Genomic DNA, 23,935 nt, shown 5'->3' on the forward strand with positions numbered 1-23,935 from the left:
CATTTTTGTTTGCGCTCAAAGGTCCCAAGGAGAAGGGGCTCCGTAAAAGCGTCCCGCTCCCTCCGTATGTGGGGTTCCCGAAACCTTGCATGGATGCTATGGTTTGATCCTTACCCCCAACGCGTTGTTTCAACGCAGCCCCAATAACCCCCAGAAGAAGGAGATCTGTAATGCTAGATCAAATACGAAAGCCTTCCCGGGTGGCCGTGGGGACTTTGCTTGCGTCGGAGGATAATCGTAACGATAGAATGCGGGATGCTTTCTTACTCCCGTGTCTTGTGCCTCCTGTGGATCGGCCTGCTTGCGAGCGTCGCAGTTTGCGGCGCCGAAGAGTGGGGCGGCGAAACCTCGGATTTCCATGGCTTCGCTCAGTACGACTTTTCGCTCGATGGCTTGGAGTGCAAGGTGGTGGCGCCGCGGGAAGCGGCCGCGGGCAAGCCTTGGATCTGGCGGGCTCGCTTCTTCGGACATGCGCCCAATGTGGATATCGCTTTGTTGGAGAAAGGCTTTCATGTCGCCTTTGTGGACGTGAGCGACCTGTTCGGCTCTCCGGCCGCGGTGGCTCGCTGGGACGCGTTCTACGCTTTCCTGACGCAGGAGAAAGGGTTCTCTAAAAAGCCGGCGCTGGAAGGCCTGTCGCGGGGCGGATTGATCCTTTATAACTGGGCTTCCGAGAATCCGGAGAAGGTTGCCTGCATCTATGCCGACGCCCCGGTTTGCGATTTCAAAAGCTGGCCGGGCGGCAAGGGGAAGGGCGCGGGAAACCCCAAAAGCTGGGAGCGCTGCCTGGCGGCCTACGGATTTACGGAAGCGGAAGCTTTGGCCTACAAGCGGAACCCCTTGGACCGGCTGGAGCCCTTGGCCTTGGCCGGGGTGCCGTTGCTGCACGTGGTGGGAGACGTCGACGAGGTGGTGCCGGTGGCCGAGAATACGGCAGTTCTGGAAGCTCGCTATCGAGAGTTGGGCGGCTCGATCGAGGTGATCCACAAGCCGGAAGTCGGGCATCATCCCCACGGTTTGAGCGATCCGACCCCGATTGTGGAATTCATCCTCTCGCATCGCTGAAACGAGCCTGCCAGTAGCGCGGCTCTCAGGGGGGCGGCGGAGAAGCGGGCTTAAAATACTCTTTTCCGGCGATGCCAATTTTGGGGCTTTGGCGCTAGGATGCCCCTTTGCGTCTTTTGCGCCGAAGCTTTGCGGGTGCCCCTCATCCAAAGCCTGAAGCGGGACGCGCCTGTATCCCATGAAATTGTTGAAGTCCTTCTTTGTTGTAGCGTTTGCGTGCTCAAGTCTTTCCGCCTGGGCGGAACCTCTTTCGCTGGGCCGCGGTTCGAGTGGAGTGATTGTCGAAACCTTGGAATCGACGAAGCCGGATGGCGACGGCGTGTTGCTGCGTCGCGTCTTGGAGCTGCCGGATTTCGAGCGCGGCGCCTATTTCTCCGGCGGGCTCGGTTCGCGCTTCAAGTGGCCGGCCTTGGCCAATCAAATGACGCCGTGGTATGTGTACGGCAATGACATGACGACGCTCTTCGCGGAGCCTTTCGCCAAGAACCCGTGCAGTACCATCGGGAAAGGGGCTCAGTCGGAAGGGATGTTCGCGCTCTATCAATTGCGATCCGGCGAGTACCTCAGCCTGCTGACGCTCAGCGGCGAGACGTGTATGAGTTGGTTGAATACCTTGGAGAGCGGCGAACTCGAGCTGGTGCTGGGCAATTTCGGCGAAGGGGAGGAAAGCGGTCGCTTTCCCTTGCTGGCGTGGGCGAAGGACCGGGACCTCTACCGTTCCATGAACAAGGCCTGGGAACTGGCGCTTGGGGAGCTGGAGGGACGCACGGATTGGCGCGTGAACAAGCAGTATCCGGAAGCCTTTACTTACCTAGGCTGGTGCTCGTGGGAGCATTTCCGAAAGAATATCGATAGCGATAAGCTGGTCGCCGCGGCGCGCGCCATCGAGGAAAGCGGTTTGCCGATTCGCTGGTTTTTGGTGGACGACGGATTTCAGGTCCAGGAGGGCACCGCTCTGAAAAGTTTCGCCGCGGATCCCAAGAAGTTTCCGCAAGGCTGGGATCCGCTCTTGGCCCTGCGCAAGGAGGACAAGATCAAGTGGTTCGGGCTTTGGCATTCCTACATGGGGCTCTGGCGCGGCATCCATCCAGAGAACGCCTTCGGGGCCCTGAACGAGGACTTCATTCCTTTCGGCAAGAATCTTGGCCCCGGCGGCTCGAAGGCCGGCACGCAGCGCTTTTACGACGCCTTCATGGGCTCGGTGGCCGATTTCGGTTTCGATTTCGTGAAGATCGACAACCAGTCGCTGTACAACAACGAGCAGGTCGATGTGGCGAGTAGTGTAGAAATCAATACATGGATGACGGAGGCCCTGGAAAAGGCCGTGGCGGATCGTCTGCCGCAAGGCATGATCAACTGCATGAGCCAAGGCACGCCGCAGGTGCTCGGTACCCGTCATTCGGCGGTGTCGCGTGTGAGCATCGACTACAAGCTCAACGACTTGCCCAAAGCGAAGGCCCACATCGAGCAGTCGTACGTGAATACGCTTCTGCAGGGGCAGACGGTTTGGCCGGACCATGACATGTTTCACTCTTCGGACCCGGACGCCGGCGAGCTGATGGCGATTTCCAAGGCGATGTCCGGGGCTCCGATTTACCTTTCGGACAATCCGAGCGATTTTCACGACGCCTTCATTCGACCGCTGGCCTACGAGGACGGCGAGCTCCTGCGTCCCTTGGCGCCGGGAGTGCCTTTGCCGGAATCCGTGATGATGGACGTCTACCGCAGCGGCGAGGCCTTTCGGGTGATCGCTCCCTTGGCCAACGACTGCGCCGCGATCGTCGCTTACAACCTGTACCACCCCGAGGAGACGACGATCGAGGCCCGGGTATCGGCGGAGGACTATGGGCACGCGTCCGGCATGATCCAGCCTTACGAGGCGCCGTGGAAGCTCCCGCGCGAGGGGCTGGTCTGTTTCGATTGGAGGGAAGGAAAAGGGCGCAAGCTGGACGAGGCCTACACCTTCGAGCTGAGCGGCTTTTCGGATCGCTTGCTCCTGCTGGCTCCCATCCGGAAGGGCTGGGCGGTGATCGGGGCCCGCGACAAGTATCTGTCGCCGGTAGCGGTGGGAGAGCTGCAGGCGAGCCGACGCAGCCTGGAGCTGACCCTGCTCGAGAGCGGACCCTTGGTGATTTGGAGCTCCGAAGGCACGCCTCGTTTGGAAGGCTATGCGGCTCGGGACTTGGGCAACGGCTTTTGGCAGTTCGATCTGCCGCAGGGAGAGAAGGACTTTTCGGTCACCATTCGCAAGTAACGAGCGGAAAGGCGGCGAAGGGCTGCCGGCGGGGACAAGGCGAGCAAGAATACTCCTTTCAGGCGATAGTTTGAAGGCGGGGCAAATGGTAAACTGTGGGATTGCGAGACTGCGTACCCCGCCTCCGCCTTGACCCCGAGCAACGATTTAAAAAACGAAATGATGAAGAGAACCCTTGGTATAGTTTTACTCGGAGCTTTTGCGGCGTCTCGCCTGCTGGCTGCGAGCCTGACGGTAGATTCTCCGGACGGAGCGCTTTCGGCCACCTTCGAGGTGGAGAAGGGGGCCTTGTTCTATTCCGTGAGCAAAAGCGGAACTCCGCTGGTGGCGCCATCCAAGGTGGAAATCTTCTCGAATGCGGAGATGAAGCTGGTGGGGCACGCGACGAGCGAGAGCGACTCGACATGGAAGCCGGTTTGGGGGCAGTTCAGCGAGATTCGCGACCATCATCGTGAGCTGACGCTTTCGCTGGAGGCGGATGGCGCGCCAGTGACTTTGCTGTGTCGGGCCTTCGACTCGGGTATCGGCTTTCGCTTCGTCCTAGGCGAGGAATCGAAAGGGCGTAAACTGACCTTTTTGAGTGAATACAAGCCGCTCGAAGGGATTGCCCACTATGGCGGAGCGAGAGGTTGGGAGATCGACCTGGAGGACGAAAAGGTAAAGCGCGGCAAGCTGCCGCTCGTCACGGTGCGAGCCGATGGGATCCACCTGGGACTGGTGGAGTCGGATCTCTATTCCGCTCAGGGCTTCAGCCTCATGCGCGTGGACAAGGTGATCGAGGACAATTCCCTCGAGTTAGTCAGCGCGGCGGAGTCGATTGGGGAAGGGCAGCTCACTTCCTGGCGCACCATCATGGTGGGCGAGTCCGCCGGAGACTTGGCGGTGAATACGGTTTCCTTGAACCTAGCCGCCCCGAGCGTGATCGAGGACACCAGCTGGATCAAGCCCGGCAAGGGGCTTTGGGACTGGCGGGTGCATGGCTACGACAACGGCGATTTCGTATACGGCATCGATACTCGCAGCTACCTGCGGTATATCGATTTTTGCGCGGAGCAGGGGCTCGAGTATTTCACGGTGGACGACTACTGGTTCGAGGAAGCGGGCGACGGGAAGATGAAGGTTTCGCCGCAGGTCGATATCGAGAAGGTGATGAGCTACGCCAAGGAAAAGGGCGTGATGATCATGCTTTACTACGATCGCAAGAAAGGGAACTTCGGGGACGAGACCTTGTTCGAGCACTACGCGGATTTGGGCGCCATGGGGATGAAGTACGGCTTCATGGGAAATCGGGCGGACTTTACCCGCGATTCGATGGAAGCGGCGGCGGAGAACCGCTTGCTCATCAACTTCCACGACGGTCCGGTGCCGATGTCGGGAGTGGAGCGAACCTTCCCGAATCTCATCACCCGCGAGTACTGCCACGGGCAACAGGACAGCCGCAGCGCGTTCACGCCGGAAACCTTTATCAAAATGGCCTTGGTCAGCTCCTTGTCGGGGCCGCTCGACATGTCCAACGGGAATTTCGGAATCGGCAGCATCAATCGGGGCGAGCGCGAAAAGGGTCCGAGGGAGCTCAATAGCTACATCTCGACCGTTGTCAGCGAGGTCGCTCGCAACCTGATCATCTATACGGGCCTGGTGACCTTGCCGGACGCTCCGGAGGAGTACTACAAGAAGATCGACCTGTTCGAGTTCCTGAAGGTGATGCCTGCGACTTGGGACGACTCCTTGGTGCCGTATTCAAAAATTGGAGAATACGTCACGGTGGCCCGCCGTAGCGGAGATACTTGGTTCGTCGCTTCGGCCAACGACCAGAGCGAGCGGAGCTTGGATATCAAGCTCGACTTCCTGGAAGCCGGCAAGCGCTACGAGGCCACGATTTACCAGGATGCGGCCGACTCGCATGGGGTAAAGAACCCGGAGGCCTACGAAATCAAGATGCGTCGGGTTAAGCGCGGGGATGTGGTTACGGCCAAGATGGCGGTGGGTGGCGGCCATGCCATGATCCTGCGTCCCTTGAACTAGCAAGTATTTGTCGTGAAAATTAAACTACTCGCAGTCCTATCGCTGGTTTTCGCAGGTATCTGCGGAGCAGAGGAGAACCGCCCTAATATCGTATTCATCATGGCCGACGATCTCGGTCCGGGATGGGTGGATCTGACGGGGAGTAGTGAAAAGATAAATACGCCGAACCTGGAGCGCTTGGCGCGTAGTGGCATGGTCTTTACGAAAGCCTATGCGGCTGCTCCGGTTTGCTCGCCGACGCGAGCTGCCTGCATTACGGGGATGTCGCCCGCTCGCGTGGGCTACACCACGCATGCTCCAGGCATGGGATTGGAGAAATACCTGTGGAAAAATGGCGGCCGTGGAAAGGGCGGTCCGGTCGATGCGGAATCGCGCGAGTTTATTCCGTTCGAGTTTCCCAGCTACGCTCGCGAACTGAAGCGTTTGGGCTACGCGACCGGATTTTTCGGCAAGTGGCACTTGGCGGGCGAGGGTTCCGTTTCCCGTCCGGATGGCGTGGTGAACGCGGCCTGGCATCCGGAGCATTACGGTTTCGACGTGAATGTGGGCGGCTGCGCCTATGGGCAGCCCAAGTCGTGGTTCGATCCGTACCGCAACGCTACCATCGAGGGTCGGGCGGAAGGCGAGTACCTGACGGATCGCCTTGGAGACGAAGCGGCCGAGTTCATTCGGGCGAACCAAGAGGGACCGTTTCACGTGACGCTTTGGCTGTATTCGGTGCACACGCCGATCCGGGCTCCCGCCGACCTCGTTGAGAAGAACGGTGGCGACGCCTACCTGGCGATGCTCGAAAGTATGGATACGGCTGTGGGCAAGGTGATCGCGGCCCTGGAGGAAACCGGTTCCCTCGAGAACACCTTGCTTGTGTTCTACTCCGACAATGGCGGCTGGAAGCCGACGGAAGGCCTGGCGGAAGAGAAGGGATCACTTTTGGAAGGGGGCGTGCGAGTGCCGATGGTGGTGAGTTGGCCGAAGGTTATCGAGCCGGCGAGCGAGAGTTCCGTCCCGGTTACCAGTATGGACTTTTTCCCTACGTTCGTGAATGCCGCGGGCGGCGACGCCGGTCGGTTCAAGGAGCTTGATGGCTTGGATCTGATGCCGCTGTTCGAGGGTGGTTCCGATCTCGGCCGCGAGGCCTTGTATTGGCATTTCCCGCATCACCGCAAGGGGATCGATTACATGATGGGCAGTTCCATTTTGGAAGGGGATTGGAAGTTGTATCTTGGATACGCGGAGACGGGAGACGCGTTGTTCAACTTGAGGAAGGATCCCGGGGAAACGAATAATGTTTTGGATGAAAACCCAGAGCATGCGTATCGGCTGAAGAAGAAGCTCGATGCTTGGCTTCTCCAGTCGGGGGCGCGGATGCCGAGGACGGATGCGGATTTCGAATGATTCCCAGCTTGATAGGGTTTGTTAGAGTACTGGTCGCTAGTTTGCCGCTGTTAATCGGCGGTTCGCTGGCGTTTGCTTCGCAGGTCTATTTCCCGGAGCGCTTGGAGCCGATTGGCGAGGCGTGGCGTTGGACGGATGTTGAGGCTTTAGGTCCGGGATCGATCCGCTGTTTCGATGCTCCGAAGAGTGGAGCGGTCTGGGTGGGAATCGGAAATGAATTGGTGCGCTACGACGGCAGGGAAATGCAGCGTTTGAGCGCGGATGGCGATACGCCTTGGGTGCCGCGAGCGGTTAAGGAAACGGAACGCGGGGAGGTTTACCTCCTGTCGCGGCAGGAGCTTCACCGCTTCAGCGGCGGAGAATGGAAGCGGCTGCAGCATGTGGGCCCCTTTGCGGTGCGGCGCATGCAGGAAGATGCGGATGGGAGGGTTTGGTTTGCCTCTAGGGGAGCAATCTTCAGCGCCTTGGGAGAAGAGGTCGTGATGTCGAGGGGGATTGCTGCAGCGATTCTCGACATAGAGTTCGACCAGTCCGGACAGCTCTGGGCGCTCGACGCCCAGGGAAGCGTCGTCTGCTGCGAAACGGAAGACGGCGTGGCTAGCGTGAAGCGCAGTTGGCAGGGGACCGGCGGGTTCCCGGCGGGGCGCTTGGGGAGAGTGGGCATGATCGAAGTGGACAGCGAGGGAATCGTTTGGTTCGTGGACTCGAATCCGCAGCGGGCTCCTCGGAGCTACGATCCGAGGAAGGACGTCTGGGAGGAGGTCGACCTTCGCAAGGCCGGCGGGAACAACGTTAACTATTCCATCCTCGAGCCGCAAAGCGGACGGCTGCTGATTTCAGGCAACGAATCGATCTCCTATCGCTCGGGGGCCGATTGGGCATCGATTTCCAACGCGAATTTGCGGCTGACGGATTTCACGACCTACATGAGCCTAGGGAGGGACGGGCAGGTTTGGTTCGTGCAGAGCAACAGCTCGCAAGGGCGGAGCCGATTGGCCCGGGTCGACTATTCCGGTCGGCGCTGGAAGGACTACGCCAACTTGAATTTCCAGTGCGAGTGGGGAGAGGGAAGGCTTTGTTTCCTGACGAAGAAGGGTGAGTTCGTTATCCACGATACAGCGCGTGGCGAGTGGGAGCTGTTTTCCTTGGAGGACGGTTTGATCGATAATCCGCTGGTGGCGTTGCTCAGCGCGAAGGGGGAGATCTGGATCGCCGGATCGCACGAGAACGAAGCCGCCGTAAACCAGTTTGACGGTGAAAAGTGGATACGTCACGACTTGCCGGAGCTAGGGGAGATCGTGAGTCGCTTCGGGGCTCGCTCCTTCTCGGACGGGAGCTTGCTTTTCGCCTGCGGGCAGGAGACTACGATCGAACCAGGGAAGGGAGGCATTGTTCGCTTTCGCCCGCAGGGCGAGGGTTACGTGAAGGAGCGCCTCGAGGATACGCATAACCGGATCATCGCGATCCAAGAGGATAGCGAGGGGAACCTGCTCTACAGCAAAGATCGCATCTTTCGATATGGCGAGGACACCTTTTCTGGAATCGAGGTGCCGCGGAAGCATCGCGTGAGCTGGATCGACGAGTTCCATACCCAAAGCGACGGCAAGCTGTGGTTCTGCAATTGGGGGCAGGGAGTTCACTACTTCGATGGAAGCAAGTGGCGGATGTTTACGGAAAGCGATGGACTGAGCTCTATCTATGTATCCAACCTGATGGTACAGAAGGATGGAACCGTGCTTGCTTTGACGGCTAAAGGGCTGGACCGCTACCAGCATGGGCAGTGGCAAAACGTCAAAGGCCCGGCTATCAGTGGAATCCGGGAGGGAACGACTTTGCGTAGCTCGTCGGACGGTTCGGTTTGGGTGAACCTGGCGAGCCGTAGCTGGTACTTTCGGAAAAATTCGAGAGAGAATGCGGCCATGAACTTCAGGAGTCTCCGCTTCAAGCCGGATGCATTGCCGCCGGAGACGAGGATTGTTTCGATGGACGAGCGTTCGAAGTATTCGGATACTGCATACATTTCCTGGACGGGAGTCGACCCTTGGTCGGAAACGCCTCAGATAGACTTGCTCTTCTCCTATCAGCTCGACCAAGGTCGCTGGTCTCCCTTCAGCAAGGATGCGTCGACCCATTTCTCGGAATTGGAGCCCGGCGATCATCGCTTGCGGGTAAGGGCTTTGGACCAGGATGGAAACGTGGATACGAGCCCTGCTGTTTTGTCCTTTACGGTTTATGCTCCCTTCTGGGAAACGCCTTGGTTCGTGGCCACGGCGGTTGCGGTTCCGATCATCGTGATTGGCTTGATCATCCTGTTGCTGGCGCAGCGGATCCGTCACATGGCGGAGCTCGACGGCCTGCGTACCCGCTTCCTGATGAACATTTCCCATGAGCTGCGCTCGCCCTTGAGCTTGATCATGTTGCCCTTGGAAAAGTTCATTCAGGAGCATGGGATCGACGAAAATTCCAAGGGGCTGGCCACGGCGCTGCGCAGCACCCGGCGGCTCAATCAGTTGGTGGAGCAATTGCTCGAGCTGCATAAGGCCAAGGCGCAGAAGTATAAGTTGAATCCGAAAGCGGGGGATGTCGTTCGATACACGCGAGCGGTCGTGGCGGATTTCGACTCGCTCGCGTCTTCGCGAAACCAGACGGTGCAATTTTCCTGCAAGGAGGAGAGCTACCTGACGCGATTCGACGAGGACATCTACCGCAAGATTCTGGACAATCTGGTTCTCAATGCGATCAAGCATTCGCCTGCGAATTCCGAAGTCACCGTGACGCTGGAGAAGGGCGAGGATAGCGGCTTGGGGACGGGCCAGCTTCGCTTGGTCGTGGAGGACAACGGCGCCGGCATCCAGCCCAATGTGCTGAAGCGCATCTTCGAGCCGTTTTACAACAATTCGGAAAATTCCAGCCAACGCATCCGCAGCTTCGGCATCGGCCTGGCGTTGGTGAAGGAGTTGGTCGACTTCTGCCAGGCGACGATCGCGGTCGAAAGTCCGGTGAAAGACTCCGAAGGGCGTCGCTTCGGTTCCCGCTTCACTATCGAGTTTTCGAACATGCCGGAGTTCGAAGCGCCTCAGCTTGAAGCCGCTTCCTGGGAAGCGAACGAGCCGGAAGGGCGCGGCGTAACCGTTTCGGAAACGCCAGCGACCTTGGAATCCGAGAGCGATCGAGCGGTGGTGCTGCTGGTCGACGACCACAACGAGCTGCGCGAATACATCGCGGAGGAGTTGGCTGTGGACTTTACGGTGATCGAGGCGGAGGGCAGCCGCGAGGGAATCGATCTGGCCACGGAAAAGGTTCCCGACTTGATCATCGCCGACGTGATGATGCCGGAGATGGATGGCATCGCTTTTTGCCGCGCGTTGAAGGAAAACGCGGCGACGAGCCATATTCCTGTCATCTTGCAGACCTCGCTTGCCTCCGAGGAGAAGGAGGTAGCCAGTTTCGAGGCGGGAGCGATCGACTACTTGACGAAGCCGACTTCCGTTACCCTGCTCAAGAAGCGCATCCAAAGCCACTTGGATGCGGGCAAGCGGCACGCCAAGTTCCTGAGGACTCAGCTTCTGGAGCCGGAGGCGGAAGTGAGCGCCGCCGTGAACGACTCGGAAGCGGAGCTGGTGAAGCGGATTCGGTCCGTGGTGGAGCAAAACTGGAGCCAGCCCGACTTCAATACCGACATGCTCGCCAGCGAAATTGGCATGAGCCGGAGCTCGTTCTACCTGAAGTGCAAGGCGATCACGAACGTGTCGCCCGCGGAGGCGATCAAGAGCTATCGCCTCGCGAAAGCGAAGGAGCTATTGAGCAGCGGAAAGTCGGTGGCGGAGGTCGCGACCCTGGTCGGGTATCTGGAAACGAGCTCCTTCTATCGCGCCTTCAAGAAGCGTTTCAATTGCACCCCATCGGAGTTCCAGAAGCAGGCTCGGAACTGATTTGGGGGTTGGGGGGAAGGCCCTTTCGCTAGGGTTGCCGCGATCTCCGAGCAATCGCCGAAATTAAGTCGGTTTCTAGGACTAAAATACAGTTTTAAGTTTCAGAACAACAAGGAGATAGACGAATCGCATTAGGTTTAGGACGAATGGGCATTTCGTAAAAAGCGAGCTAAGCCTATAGTGGTATCGTACCTCACGCAGACCCCAGCTTACCCCCCTATGCTTTTGCGGCCCCTAGCCGCAAAGCAGGCCAAGCCGAGACAATCGATGAGCGATTTTCGCTCTGTTTCGGCGCAGCGTAAACTGTCGTCGGCTGCTTATCCCATAACCTCAACCCACTAAATCGAAACTACAAATTCGACCCCGCACCCTACATATGAAATTCCCCATCCCCGAATCCCCCCATCGATCGGTCCTGCTCAGGTATGCAGGCCTTTTGTTAATTGCCCCTTTGGGCTTCCTGCCTTCCGCGTTCGCCCAGGACAAAGATGAAGAGGAGGAGGTCTACGAGCTTTCCCCCTTCGAAGTGGACGGCTCGCAAGACCAAGGCTACCGCGCGGAAAACACGCTGGCGGGCAGCCGTTTGAACATGTCGCTCGGCGACGTGGCCCAGTCCGTTGAGGTCCTCACCATGGAGTTCCTGGAGGACGTCGGCGCCGAAAACATTGACGACATCCTGCTCTACGCGGTGAACGCGGAGCCGGATCATGGTGACGCCCCCACCGGGCTCGCGACTGAAGAAAACGTCGGCACAACCCTAAACTTTGTGGCAAACGGCTTGCAGAACATCCGTGGCAGCCGGGCGTCCATCACGGTGGACAACAATGCGGGCGGAGGCTCGATCGACACCTATAACGCTTCGCGTATCGAGATTTCGCAAGGACCGAACGCGGTCCTTTTCGGATTCGGCGGAGCGGGTGGAGCGGTCAATATTTCGACGCAGCGCGCAGGCCTGCAGCGCGATTCGTTTCGCATCCAATCCACGGTGGGTTCCGACGACCAGTTCCGCAACATCTTCAACCTCAACAAGGTGCTGATCGACGGCAAGTTGGGCTTCAAGATAATCTCCCTAGCGGAGGATAAGGAAAGCTGGCGGGCGGGAGCTTGGAACGACAGCCGCCGCAACACTTTCGTGCTCTCGGCGAATCCCTTCGACGGGACTGAGTTGAGCGGTAGCTACGAGCGAGCCCATATCGACAAGCAGTGGACTGTGAACCAGGGCGCCACGGATAGCTGGCGAGCTTGGGACGCCGTTTGGGACAGCGAGGAATATGACGCCTTGTACGGAGCTGGCACTTACCAATCCTTCAATCAAGCGGGCGTGAATCGCAATAGCTTGACCGCGTACGGCCTCATTCGGGGAAACAATTCCCAGCGCAAGGTCTACATAGACAATCTCGACTTCGAGGCAGAGGGGCTTCCCACCGATGCGGGTAACGTGATTCCATTGCACAACTTCTCTCGCACGCGTCCTTTGGTTGGCGGGCGGATGCTTTCCGACGAGGAAGTCGATATATCGAAGTTCACTCCCTTCGGACCGGATTCCTACGAAAATCAAGACGTCAAGAACTTGAGGCTCCGGCTGACTCAACGGCTTCGTCAGAACCTGTTTCTGAACCTCGAGTACTTCAATTCGGAACGAGACATTTTGCGGGTTTCGCCCACGGGACGCAACCTAGCGATTCAAGCGGATCCGAACAAGGTATTTGACGGCGTGGCAGCGGGGGCCCCGTATTTCGATGACATGGAGAACCCCTTCGGTCCTAGCGAGGATGGTTATTACCTCTATTCGGAGACCCAGATCCAAGTGCCCGAGTTCTTCCTCAAAGACAGCACCCTCCGAGGATCCATCGGGTACTTGCTCGATACTGAGCGCTGGGGTAGCCATCGCTTCAACATAGCGGCCAACCAGAAGGAGAAGTCCTGGGCGCGATCCACTTCGCAAGAGGTGCTCGATATCCACGAAGCCATTGCCCGGGGCGTGAATTTCGGCCGCTACAACCTGGTGGGCAACAACGCGCTGCACGCTCGCAACAAGATCTGGCGTCGACACTACTACGAAGCTGGGCCTGACGGGTATCCGATAGACGACAGCGAGATTCGTACCGGCGCCTTTTACGATCCAGTCGAGATGCTGGTCGAGGATCGCGACGGCAATCCCTTCCTGCTCGGAACCAAGCAGTTCCGTCTCGGTGGAGGCCACCAACGCGAAACCCTTACCGACACGGAGGGTACCTCTTTCACTTGGGTTGGAAGATGGTGGAACAACAAGATTGTCACTACGGTTGGCCTGCGTGACACGGATGCCACCACGAACGTCTACAACGGGAAAACTGCAAATTCCCAGATCGTGAAGGACGACGATGGAAACGTTGTTTATAACGAGAACGGTGAGATCGCTCTTCTCGACGAGGCAGCCCGCCCCTTCCTCTACATCGACCCGAATACAGGACTGCCGGGGCATAACAACTTGTCGGAGTCCTTCCAGTCCTCCACGCCGACCGACACCAAGGAATCGACGGCTTCTAACTCGACCTTCGGTGTTGTCTACAAGCCAACCAAGTGGATGTCGGTGGTCTACAACCGTTCGACGAACCGTTCCGATCCGAGCATCTACCGCGTCATCATTCCAGGTATCGTGGCTCCCAGTGGAGACGGCTTCGGTCAGGACATCGGGCTACGCTTCAACCTCTTCGACCGTAAGCTTTCGGTCGCTATGAACTATTTCGAGAACCGCACTGAAGACGCTTCCACGGGCGGCGGCGTTGGAGAGAACCTGCTCGAGCCGCACCGCGCGGTCTTGGACGCCTTCGTTCGCGCTCAAGAGGGGGTCGAGTACTATCTCGAGGATGAAAATGGCGACTACATATTGGACGACGATGAAAATCCGATCGTCGATGAAGAGCGCACGAATGCTCCGATGGACGAAAGCGATCCCCGCTACTTGAGTGAAGAAGAGCGTTTGGCATCCTACGCTGAGGGCGCCAACCAGACCCTTATTGACAAGGAGTCTGCGGGCTACGATGTGCGCGTCATCGCGAACCCCTCGAAAAACTGGAAGCTCGTGTTCAACTTCTCCGACATGCTCCGCTCTTCGCGCAAGGGACTCTATGACGAGGACCTCGTTTGGCTCGCTGGTGAGAAGGAGTCAGTCATGGCTCGTTACGAAGCCTACGCTTCAGCTGGCGACAGCTATCTCGACGACCTCAAGACTGCCCTACGGAACATTGAAGACGAAAAGAACGAGTTATTCGTCTTGGAAGAAGATCGCGTCGCCATGAACGATATGATCGAAGCGGGGGATATCGAAGGGGCGGAAGCCTTGTTCGCCAGCCTTCATCCGATCGGTCGCGCCTACGACTACATCGGCCAGGAGACGGGCGTGACCAAGCTGCAGGTCGAAGACATCGACACCGGCTCCAGCGCCAAGAAAGCGAGCATGTTCACGACTTACAGCTTCCGTGAAGGCAAGGCCAGAGGCTTGAGCGTGGGCGGCGGTTTCACCTGGCGCGATAAGCGTACTTTGAATCACTTCTTCAACTACATCGATGACGAGACGGGCGAAACCGTCGTCAGGACCCGTCCGGATGTGGTGTACGGCGACTACGACAGCATCACGATCTACGAGGCAGACGATGACTTCCGCTTGAATCTGATGGCTTCCTTCTCGACCAAGCTGAAAATCCTGGGTCGCGATACGAAGGCGAAGTTCCAGCTCAACGTGAACAACGTTCTGCAGAGTGACTATGAGTTCAAGCCGCTGCGTTACTTGAGCGACGGCAATATCCGCCGCTACTCGATCGTTCCGCCGCGTACTTGGAAACTCACTACGACCATCGATTTCTAGGGTTAGTGTAGAACGCAGGCAGTTCCTCGTTTCGCTGATTGGTCTTTTGGGATCTCCCCGCGAGGTGGAACGAGGAGCTTGCTGATTATGTTTTTCTGTAGGGGCGAGTTCGGGGCTTGCTCAAAGCAGAGATCTAGGGACATCGCCTTGGTTAACGCCGAGGCGATGTTTTTTTGCGCCTAGGCGAGGGGAGGGGCTGGGCTACCGGACGTTGCTGGGCGGCAGGCCGTAGCGCTTCTTGAAGGCCCGGGAGAAGTGGAAGCTGTCGGTGAAGCCGAGCGAGTAGGCGATCTCCTGGATGGGCGTTTGAGTCATCTTCAACTGGGCGTAGGCGTGCTCCATCTTACGCCGGATGAGGATGCGGTAGGGGCTGGCCTTGCCGTTGCTTTTGAAGACGCGGCAGAGGTGTTCGCTGCTGACGCTTAGGGCTTCGGCGAGGTCCTGCAGGGAGCTGTGGCTCTTGAAGTTTTGTTCGATTTCGGCGAGGGCCTTGATGACGAGGGCGTCGGTGCTTTGGCGCTTCGACTTGCCGCTGGCGTCGGGCGCGATCTTGCGCACGAGGATGCCGATGAGGGCGGAGATGTTCTCGAGGGCGTCGGGGGCCTGGGAAACGCCCTCGGCGATGATGAGCTCGTTCCACTTCTCCAGTTCCTCCGGGATGGCGAACGGCGTGGTGAAGCCGGGGTAGAGGAATTTCTTGGGAGCGACGTTCCCGGCCTGCGTCTTGCCGAAGACGATGAAGTACTTGCGGATAGGGGAGTCGGCGCTGGACGCGAACTCGTAGTCCAGCTCCGGTCCGCCGCAAAAGCAGAAGCCAGCCGATACCTCGTGCTCGGCCTTGCCGATGCGCAGGCGCCCGCTGCCGCTGATCACCATTTCCAGTATCAAATATGGATAGGAGTTGCGGGCGACGCGGTAGTGTCCGTCGCATTCCTCGTAGCCAGCGATGTACTGGAAGGTGTCCCTTCGAGAGGGATCGGCAGGGCAAGAGTAGCGGGCGTTGTGGACGTGGGGAGCGACTTCGATTCTCCCGCCGGGAAAGCTCGGGGTAGGCATGCTTCGATCTAAGGTCAAAAATTGTTAGGTATGCAAGCAATAGCTATTCCCCTTTCAGGGGGTGTTCGCTATACTCGCTCCATTCAATCCCCCGCGAACTTGCTCGGTCGGCTGCCGAGAATACGGCAGCCGATTCGAGGACCCGCCGCGAACCGCCCCCGTAAACGCATCCGTCCATTTATGGATCGAATCTTTTGCTTCCCAAGCTGCGGATAAACAAATAGAAAAAGGTAAGGAAATCTTAGTAACTGAGAAACGAGAACATACTACTATGAGCACTGAAATGACGAAGTACGTCGACTACGTTAAGAGCATCAGCGGGAAGATCCTGCTAGGCTGCGATGGGTTTGTCGACGAGACCTACGAGATCGTGGAGGTTCGCAAGAGCCAGACCGATTACACGGCGATGAAGCAGCTCAAGCAATTCGGCGAGTTGCTTGTGGCGCGGGCCGACGGCGGGGTAGGGCTCGAGCTGGTGCCCAAGCGCCGCTGCGAAGGCGGATTTGGCATCAACACCGGACGCATCGCCGCCATCCTGGGCATCAAGCCGGTGCTTCCCGGCCTCTACGGCAGCGCCGCCATCGACCCGGCCTTCTTGGAATTCGAAGACAACTGCGAGCTGATTTCGCTTGGGGATCCTGCCTTGACCATTGCCTTGGAGTTTGGCGACGGGAAGGTTTTGATGAGCAATCTCGAAGCGGTTTCCAACCTGAAGTGGGAAGACTTCGAGGCCCAGTTCGGGGCCAAGGGCGTAAAGGAAATGTTCGCCGGGGTGGATATCCTAGGGCTTGGCTACTGGTCGCTGACGGCGGATTTCGACAACCTGTTCCGAGGCTTCATGTCGCAGTACGAGGACTCCGCTCCACCGCGCCGGATGTTCTTCGACTTCGCGGACATCAAGAAGAAGTCGAGCGAGGCCTTCATGGAGTCGCTGGAGTTGATCAAGCCCTACAACAGCAAGATTCCGCTGACCTTTAGCCTGAATGAGCACGAGGTGCTGGAGTTGTTTTCTCGCATCGGGGTGGCGGCTCCCAAGCTCGAGCCTCAGGCCGTCGCGGCAGCCTTGACCCTGGCTCGGGAAAAGATCGGCTTCGACGAGCTGGTGGTGCACACTCCGGAGTTCGCGGCGGCATCGAGCGCCGTGGACGGCGAGGCCTACGCTCTGCAGGATCGCCAGGAAAATGTGGTACGGCTGGCGGGGGCTGGAGACAGCTTCAATGGCGGCTACCTCTGCGCTTCGCTGGGTGACTTGCCGCTCAAGGAACGGTTGGTGATGGCCAATGCAGCGACGGCCTTTTTCGTGACTCACGCGACGGGTCCGACGAAAGAGCAACTGATCGCCCAGATCGAGAAGGCGACCGACAAGTAAACGAGCGAACAACCCCAGAATATGAATACAAGATATAATTTAGTACTCTTGAGTCCTAGCTCCGCGGAAGGATTCCTTGCGATCGAACTTGGCGACAGCGCTCCTGGCAATTGGTCGGTGAAGTCCTACACGCTGCGCGGCGGCTTACAGGAAGGCGTTCAGGTTGTGGAAATCGACAATGGCAAGCTCCGCTTCGCCGTGCTTCCGACCCGTGGCATGGGGATATGGAAGGGGCAGTGCGGCCCGATCGAGCTCGGCTGGGATTCTCCGGTTAAGGATCCGGTCAACCCAGCCTTCGTAAACCAGCAGGAGCGTGGCGGCATTGGATGGCTGAAAGGATTCAACGAGTGGATCGTGCGCTGCGGCCTCAATAGCATGGGAGCGCCCTGCACGGACACGGTGCTGGACTATAGCGGCAACGAGATGGAAGTGTCGCTGACCTTGCATGGCAACATCGCCAACCTGCCGGCTCGCTCGGTTTCTTTGGAGGTTACCGACGAGGCGATCGTCTTGAGAGGGGAGGTCGACGAGACCATGATGTTCGGTCCGGCCCTGAGGCTCAATACGGAGATCCGGACCGAGTTTGGCTCAGGACGTCTGACAATTGTGGATACGGTGACGAACATCGGAGGCAATCCCCAGGAGCACGAACTGCTGTACCACATCAATTATGGGAAGACGCTCTTGGAGAAGGGATCTCGCATGGTCGCTCCCTTCAAGCAAGTCGCTCCCCGCGACCCCCGGGCGGCCGAGGGTATCGAAACCTTCGATACCTACGGAGAGCCGGAAGTCGGTTTCGTCGAGCAAGCGTACCTGTACGAATTGGCGGGCAAGCGAGGCAGCCGGGAGACGCTGGCGATGTTGCGGAACGCCGCGGGCGATCAAGCTTCGCTGCTGCGCTACTCCCTGAAGGACTTCCCTTGTTTCACGCTTTGGAAGAATACGGCGGGCTTGGACGACGGTTACGTTACCGGTTTGGAGCCGGCCACGAACTATCCCAATTCCCGCAAGTTCGAGCGGGCGCGCGGGCGCGTCATGAGTTTGGCAGGCGGAGAGTCGCGGACCACGACGTTGTCGATCGAGAATCTGGATACCAAGAAGGCCGTCCGGGAGGCGGAGGCGGAGATCGAGACGCTGCAGGGCTCCGTCGAGCCGAAGGTCTTCTCCCAGCCGCAAGCGGCGCTGTCGGACTTTTAATCCGCCCTCGGCTTTTCCGGGAGGCTTGCCCCGTTCGCTGTCTCTGGGGCCATGAACATTGATCGTCGTTTCGGCGATCAATTTTTGTTTATAGGGCTAGGGTAACTACTGAGATCTATAATCCGTGCTACTTGGGATTTGGAGGCGACAGAGGGGAGAATGGGGCTGTTTGCGGCAGTATCTGCGTTCTCGAGGCAAGCCAATTTCGGAAAATTGAAAAAATCTAATGTCAAAAATTGTTAGGTGTGCAAGTAATGGCTATTCCCAGTTGGCCGGGGAATCTGCGATACTGGCGGTTTCCTTTAACCCCTTGTTTCGACGAAATCGCAGTAAGGACGCTGCGACGACTCGGATTTTTTTGTGCACTAAGTATGGATAAGAGCAGAGTAGCATTGGCTGTGGACCTTGGCGCTTCGAGCGGTCGTGTCGTGGCGGGCGAATTCAATGGCGAGATTCTCAAGATGGAGGAAATCCATCGCTTCCCCACCCGGAACGTGTGTGTGGGCGGTTCCTATTTTTGGGATATCTTGTTCATCTACGACGAGATCTTGAAGGGACTTTCTACGGCGATCGTGCACTACGGCGATCGCGTGAAGTCTATCGGAGTGGATACCTGGGGCGTGGACTACGGATGGCTGGATGGCAGCGGCAAGCTGATGGGCAATCCCTACCAGTACCGCGATTCCCGTACGGACGGGATGCGGGAGTTGGCTGCCAGTCGCATGGACGAGGAAGCGATTTTCGCCTCTACCGGTGTGCAGCCCATGTTTTTCAATACGCTCTATCAGGTGTTGAGCGAGGTCGAGGAGGGGAGCCCTTCGCTGAAGTCTGCTACCCAGCTGCTTTTCATTCCGGACCTGCTCAACTATTGGCTCAGCGGCGTCGCCGTGAACGAACGCACCATCGCGAGCACCAGTCAGATGCTGAATCCTCTGACCGGGGAGTGGGCGCTCGACGTTTTGGACCGGATGGGCATTTCCGGCGGTTACTTTGGGGACGTGGTGGAGCCGGGATCCGTCGTGGGTCCCCTCAGCGCTCCGGTCGCGGAGAAGATCGGGGCTGCGGAAGCGGATTCCGTCTCGGTGATCGCCGTCGGTTCCCACGACACCGCTTCCGCGGTGGCAGGGCGTCCGGCCGGAGAGGGCCGACGCGCCTTCCTGAGTTCCGGTACCTGGTCCTTGCTGGGAATGGAAGCGGAGGAGCCGATCCTTGCGGCCGAAGCCTACGAGCAGGGTTTTTCGAATGAAATGGGCGTCGGAGGCAAGGTGCGCTTCCTGACGAATATTTGCGGCCTCTGGCTGCTTCAGGAATGCCGGGCCCAGTGGATCAAGGACGGGGAAAAGCTCAGCTTCGGCGAAATGGCCGCGATGGCCGAGGAGGCGACTCCGTTCCTTTCGGTTATCGACCCGAACCACCCCTCCTTCGCGAAGGAAGGCGACATGCCGAACAAGATTCGTAAGTACTGCGCGGATACAGGACAAGCCGTCCCTGAAAGCAAGGGGCAGCTCTTGCGCTTGGTGACGGAAAGCTTGGCGGCTACCTACCGTTTGGTTTGGGACCGCCTGCAGTCCTTCTCGGAAGGACCGTTGGAGTCGCTCAACGTGGTAGGAGGCGGCTGCCAGAACGAACTGCTAAACCAGTGCACGGCCAACGCCTTGGGCGTGCCGGTGACCGCTGGTCCCGTGGAAGCCACGGCGATGGGTAACATCATTACCCAGCTCGCGGCGGCCGGAGCTATCGAATCGATCGATGCGGGCCAGGAGCTCATTCGCCGCTCCGTCGAAACGAAGACTTTTACACCAAGAGATACGTCCTTATGGAGTGAATACGTTGACCGTCTTCGCTCTGTAATCGAAACTCACAAAACCCAAAAAGTTTAGGAATATATCATTATGTCTGAATTAAATGCATCCCCAAGCCCTTGGACGGGCTCTCTCCCCAAGATTGGAATTCGTCCGACGATCGACGGTCGTCTCGGCGGCGTACGCGAATCCCTCGAGGAGCAAACCATGGAGCAAGCTCGGTCGGTGGTCGAGCTCTTGACTAAGGTCTTGCGCTACCCGAACGGCGAGCCGGTCGAGTGCGTGGTGGCGGACACTTGCATCGGCGGCGTCGCCGAAGCAACAGCTGCCGCGGAGAAGTTCCGCAAGGAAGGCGTCACGGTCACCATCACGGTCACGCCTTGCTGGTGCTACGGCTCGGAAACCATGGACATGGATCCGCACACGGTGAAGGCGATCTGGGGCTTCAACGGCACCGAGCGTCCGGGCGCTGTTTACTTGGCGGCCGCCCTGGCGGGCCATACGCAAAAGGGTCTGCCCGCATTCGGCATTTACGGCAAGGACGTGCAGCCTGCCGGCACCAAGGAGATCCCGGCCGACGTGGCGGAAAAGCTGCTTAACTTCGCTCGCTGCGGATTGGCGGTTGGCTTGATGAAGGGCCGTTCCTACCTCTCCATGGGCGGTACCTCCATGGGAATCGCGGGTTCCATGGTGGACAATTCCATGTGGGAAAAGTACCTCGGCATGCGAGTGGAAGCCATCGACTTGACCGAGTTCGTGGGCCGCTTGCAGAAGGGGCAGTTCGACCAGGACGAGTTCGAGAGAGCGAAGGCTTGGGTGGCTGAAAACTGTCCGGAAGGGAAGGACTACAACTCTGAGGAGACCAAGCGCTCCCGCGAGTCCCTCGACAGCGAGTGGGATGTATCCATCAAGATGGCCTTGATCGCTCGCGACCTAATGGTGGGCAATCCCAAGCTCGCGGAGATGGGACTGGGCGAGCAAGCCCATGGGCATGGCGCCATCGCTGCCGGTTTCCAAGGCCAGCGCCAGTGGACCGACCATTTCCCCAACGGCGACTTCCTGGAAGCCATCCTGAACACTTCCTTCGACTGGAACGGCAAGCGTCCTCCCTACATCGTAGCGACCGAGAACGACGCCTTGAACGGCGCCGGAATGCTCTTTGGCCACCTGCTGACCAATTCGGCTCAGATCTTCGCCGACCTGCGCACCTACTGGAGCAAGGACGCGATCGCCCAGGCGAGCGGCGAGAGCTTGGACAACGACTTGGTCGAAGACGGCATCCTGCACCTCATCAATTCCGGCCCGGCTGCCCTCGACGGCACTGGCCAGCAGAGCGATGCGGACGGCAACCCGACCATGAAGCCGTATTGGGAAATTGAGGACAGCGAAGCGGAAGCCTGCTTGAAGGCTACCACTTGGCATCCGTCCATCACGGAGTACTTCCCCGGTGGCGGTTGGAGCACTCGCTACAAGACGCGTGGAGGCATGGCTTCGACGATGATCCGCTTGAACTTGGTGGACGGCCTCGGCCCGGCGCTGCAGATCGCGGAAGGTTATTCCATCGAGCTGCCAGACTCTATCCACACGGCGCTCGACGACCGCACCAACCCGACTTGGCCAACCACTTGGTTCGCTCCGACGCTTACCGGCAAGGGGGCCTTCCGCAGCGCGTACGAGGTCATGAACAGCTGGGGCGCGAACCACTGCGTGCTGACCTGCGGTCACGTAGGGCATCTCTACATCACGCTGGCTTCCATGCTCCGCATTCCGGTCTACATGCACAACGTATCCGAAGAGCGGATATTCCGTCCGAGCTCGTGGCGCGCGTTTGGCACGGCAGACCTCGAAGGCGCGGATTTCCGAGCCTGCGAAAACTACGGTCCCTTGTACCGCTAAGGCGCATCATGGCAAAGCCAGTATACGGTTCGACCAATCCAAGCCCTGCGGAATCCGGGTCGCCCCAGCGATTCGGTTCGGTGGTCGGCTTAGCGCCGGAGAAGGAGCAGCTCTATCGCGAGCTGCATGCCGACGTGTGGCCCGAGGTGCTCGCCACCATCGAAGCCGCTAACATCCGGAACTACTCGATTTTTCGGACCGAGCTGGCCGGACAGGCCTACTTGTTCTCGTATTTTGAATACATCGGTACGAGCTTCGAGGAAGACATGGCCGCGATGAAGCAGTGTCCCCACACGCGCAAGTGGTGGTCCTTGACGGACCCCTGCCAGCGCCGCCTGGACGGAACGCCTGCGGAAGCCCAGTGGTTGCCGGCCGAGCTCGTCTTTCATGCCAGTTTCGCTGGAAACGAATAGTTTTCGGGAGAGTCGTGGTTTCGCTCCGCGGCTCTCCTTTTTGCATTCCATTCAATCCCTTGGAGTTATTTATATAACAGTTTACAATCGACGAAACCCCGGCTGACCGGATCCTCGTCAGCACCTCAAAAAATATGACCTCTGATTCTAACCCTCCCGTTATTCCGCGTAAGTATCTGCTTTCGTTTATTCTCGTAACGACTTTGTTTTCCCTCTGGGGATTCGCGAACGACGTTACGAACCCGCTCGTGGCGGTCTTTAAGGACGTCTTCGTTATCACCAACGCTCAAAGTACTTGGGTGCAGATGGCATTCTACGGTGGATACGCGACCATGGCCTTGCCGGCGGCGATCTTCATTCGCCGCTACTCGTATAAGAAAGGCATCATTGTCGGACTGGCTCTCTATGCCGGCGGCGCCTTCCTTTCGATCCCTGCGGCGGCCGGAGCGAACTTCAACCTGTTCATCATTTCGCTCTATATCCTGACCTTCGGTTTGGCCTTTCTCGAAACCACGGCCAATCCTTATATCCTTTCCATGGGTCCTCCCGAGACGGCTACCCGCCGCTTGAACCTGGCCCAAGCCTTCAACCCGATGGGCTCCCTCACCGGGATGTTCATCGCAGGCACGGTAATCCTCTCCAACATCGAGGTCGAAGATTTCAAGAACGACATCAACGGCTATGCAGCCGAGTTGGATACGACTCAGGTTCAGAAGGTCGAGTACGACATTCCATCCTTCCTTCGTTCGTCGCCCCGCGAGCGCGTCTACGACGAGAACGCGAAGGCCTACGTGATGGAGAAGGGCGTGGATGCACCCGCGACCGCATTGCAGGATTTCAAGGACGGCAAGATCGAGTCCTTCCAAGGCATGACGCACCGTGAGCTGCAGCAGAGCGACCTCAAGCTGGTAGCCCTGCCGTACACGGTGATCGGCTGCGTGGTGGCGGGCGTGCTCGTTATCTTCCTCGTCACCAAGCTTCCGAATACCAGCCCGCCGGATTCCGATCACGACGTGCACTTCGGCCGCACTGTGAAGCGTCTGCTCAAGAACCCGAAATACGTGGGGGGCGTGATCGCCCAGACCTTCTACGTCGGGGCCCAGATCATGACTTGGACGTTCATCATCCAGTACGCCGAAAACGAGCTGGGAATCGATAAGGCGACTGCCCAGAACTTCAACATCATGGCGATGGTGATCTTCCTTTGCTCGCGCTTCGTGTGTACCTTCTTCCTCAAGTACGTTTCTCCAAGCATGCTGCTGCTCGCCTTGAGCGCCGGCGCGATCCTCTTCACCTTGGGCGCGATCTACTTGCAAGGTCTCACGGGCCTCTACTCGCTCGTATTGATCTCCGCCTGTATGTCCCTCATGTTTCCGACTATCTACGGACTTGCCCTCGACGGGGTGGGCGAAGACGCGAAGCTCGGGTCCGCAGGTCTCATTTTCGCGATCGTGGGTGGCGTGTTCATGACCCGTTTCCAAGGCCAGGTGCTGGACTTGGACAGTTTCATGGGGACGACTGCGACCCGCGGTTCCTTCTATCTCGTTATCCTCTGCTTCGTGATCATTGCTATCTACGGATTCATCGCGAATCGGCAGAAGAAGGCTTAACGAGTCCAAGGGACGGGACGAGGCTTAGGCGTTCCGTCCTCTTGGCTAGGATAGATTTTCGAGAAAGCGGCAGC

At 58.5% G+C, this 23,935-nt stretch carries 13 protein-coding genes; 12 read left to right on the forward strand and 1 reads right to left on the reverse strand.

The features are described 5' to 3' along the window. Positions 1-255 precede the first annotated feature (255 nt). The 6 genes from QEH57_RS22645 (at position 256) to QEH57_RS22670 (ending at position 14,518) form a co-directional block, all read left to right on the forward strand. Positions 256-1,065, forward strand: coding sequence for a prolyl oligopeptidase family serine peptidase (locus tag QEH57_RS22645; protein WP_309009080.1), 810 nt, complete (start codon positions 256-258; stop codon positions 1,063-1,065). Positions 1,066-1,354: 289 nt separating this feature from the next. Then, on the forward strand, positions 1,355-3,319 hold the full coding sequence (locus QEH57_RS22650; RefSeq protein ID WP_309009081.1) for a Sip1-related alpha-galactosidase: 1,965 nt from the start codon (positions 1,355-1,357) through the stop codon (positions 3,317-3,319). Positions 3,320-3,478: 159 nt separating this feature from the next. After that, entirely contained in the window at positions 3,479-5,344 is a 1,866-nt protein-coding gene (locus QEH57_RS22655; RefSeq protein ID WP_309009082.1) for a glycoside hydrolase family 97 catalytic domain-containing protein, read from the forward strand. 12 nt (positions 5,345-5,356) lie between these two features. Next, entirely contained in the window at positions 5,357-6,739 is a 1,383-nt protein-coding gene (locus QEH57_RS22660; protein WP_309009083.1) for a sulfatase, read from the forward strand. Positions 6,740-6,780: 41 nt separating this feature from the next. Then, positions 6,781-10,671: a hybrid sensor histidine kinase/response regulator transcription factor gene (locus QEH57_RS22665; RefSeq protein ID WP_309009084.1), complete on the forward strand. Its 3,891-nt coding sequence runs from the start codon at positions 6,781-6,783 to the stop codon at positions 10,669-10,671. Positions 10,672-11,047: 376 nt separating this feature from the next. Next, positions 11,048-14,518: a TonB-dependent receptor plug domain-containing protein gene (locus tag QEH57_RS22670; protein WP_309009085.1), complete on the forward strand. Its 3,471-nt coding sequence runs from the start codon at positions 11,048-11,050 to the stop codon at positions 14,516-14,518. 201 nt (positions 14,519-14,719) lie between these two features. Here the strand turns inward: QEH57_RS22670 and QEH57_RS22675 are convergent, their stop codons facing one another. Next, a complete protein-coding gene (locus QEH57_RS22675) occupies positions 14,720-15,574 on the reverse strand; it encodes an AraC family transcriptional regulator (RefSeq protein ID WP_309009086.1) in 855 nt (284 codons plus the stop codon). A gap of 271 nt (positions 15,575-15,845) precedes the next feature. Here QEH57_RS22675 and QEH57_RS22680 point away from each other — a divergent pair, with 271 nt between their 5' ends. The 6 genes from QEH57_RS22680 to QEH57_RS22705 all read left to right on the forward strand — a co-directional run bounded on the left by QEH57_RS22680 (position 15,846) and on the right by QEH57_RS22705 (position 23,861). Beyond that, positions 15,846-16,943, forward strand: coding sequence for a PfkB family carbohydrate kinase (locus QEH57_RS22680; protein WP_309009087.1), 1,098 nt, complete (start codon positions 15,846-15,848; stop codon positions 16,941-16,943). 21 nt (positions 16,944-16,964) lie between these two features. Continuing rightward, entirely contained in the window at positions 16,965-18,140 is a 1,176-nt protein-coding gene (locus tag QEH57_RS22685; RefSeq protein WP_309009088.1) for an aldose 1-epimerase family protein, read from the forward strand. A 371-nt stretch (positions 18,141-18,511) separates the two neighbouring features. Next, entirely contained in the window at positions 18,512-20,020 is a 1,509-nt protein-coding gene (locus QEH57_RS22690) for a rhamnulokinase family protein (RefSeq protein WP_309009089.1), read from the forward strand. Positions 20,021-20,032: 12 nt separating this feature from the next. Beyond that, on the forward strand, positions 20,033-21,838 hold the full coding sequence (locus QEH57_RS22695) for an L-fucose isomerase (RefSeq protein ID WP_309009090.1): 1,806 nt from the start codon (positions 20,033-20,035) through the stop codon (positions 21,836-21,838). 8 nt (positions 21,839-21,846) lie between these two features. Then, on the forward strand, positions 21,847-22,251 hold the full coding sequence (locus QEH57_RS22700; RefSeq protein ID WP_309009091.1) for an L-rhamnose mutarotase: 405 nt from the start codon (positions 21,847-21,849) through the stop codon (positions 22,249-22,251). Positions 22,252-22,385: 134 nt separating this feature from the next. Continuing rightward, positions 22,386-23,861: an MFS transporter gene (locus QEH57_RS22705; RefSeq protein WP_309009092.1), complete on the forward strand. Its 1,476-nt coding sequence runs from the start codon at positions 22,386-22,388 to the stop codon at positions 23,859-23,861. Positions 23,862-23,935 lie beyond the last annotated feature (74 nt).

It is taken from the genome of Pelagicoccus sp. SDUM812005 (assembly GCF_031127875.1).
In the GTDB taxonomy this organism is placed as follows: Bacteria; Verrucomicrobiota; Verrucomicrobiia; order Opitutales; family Opitutaceae; genus Pelagicoccus.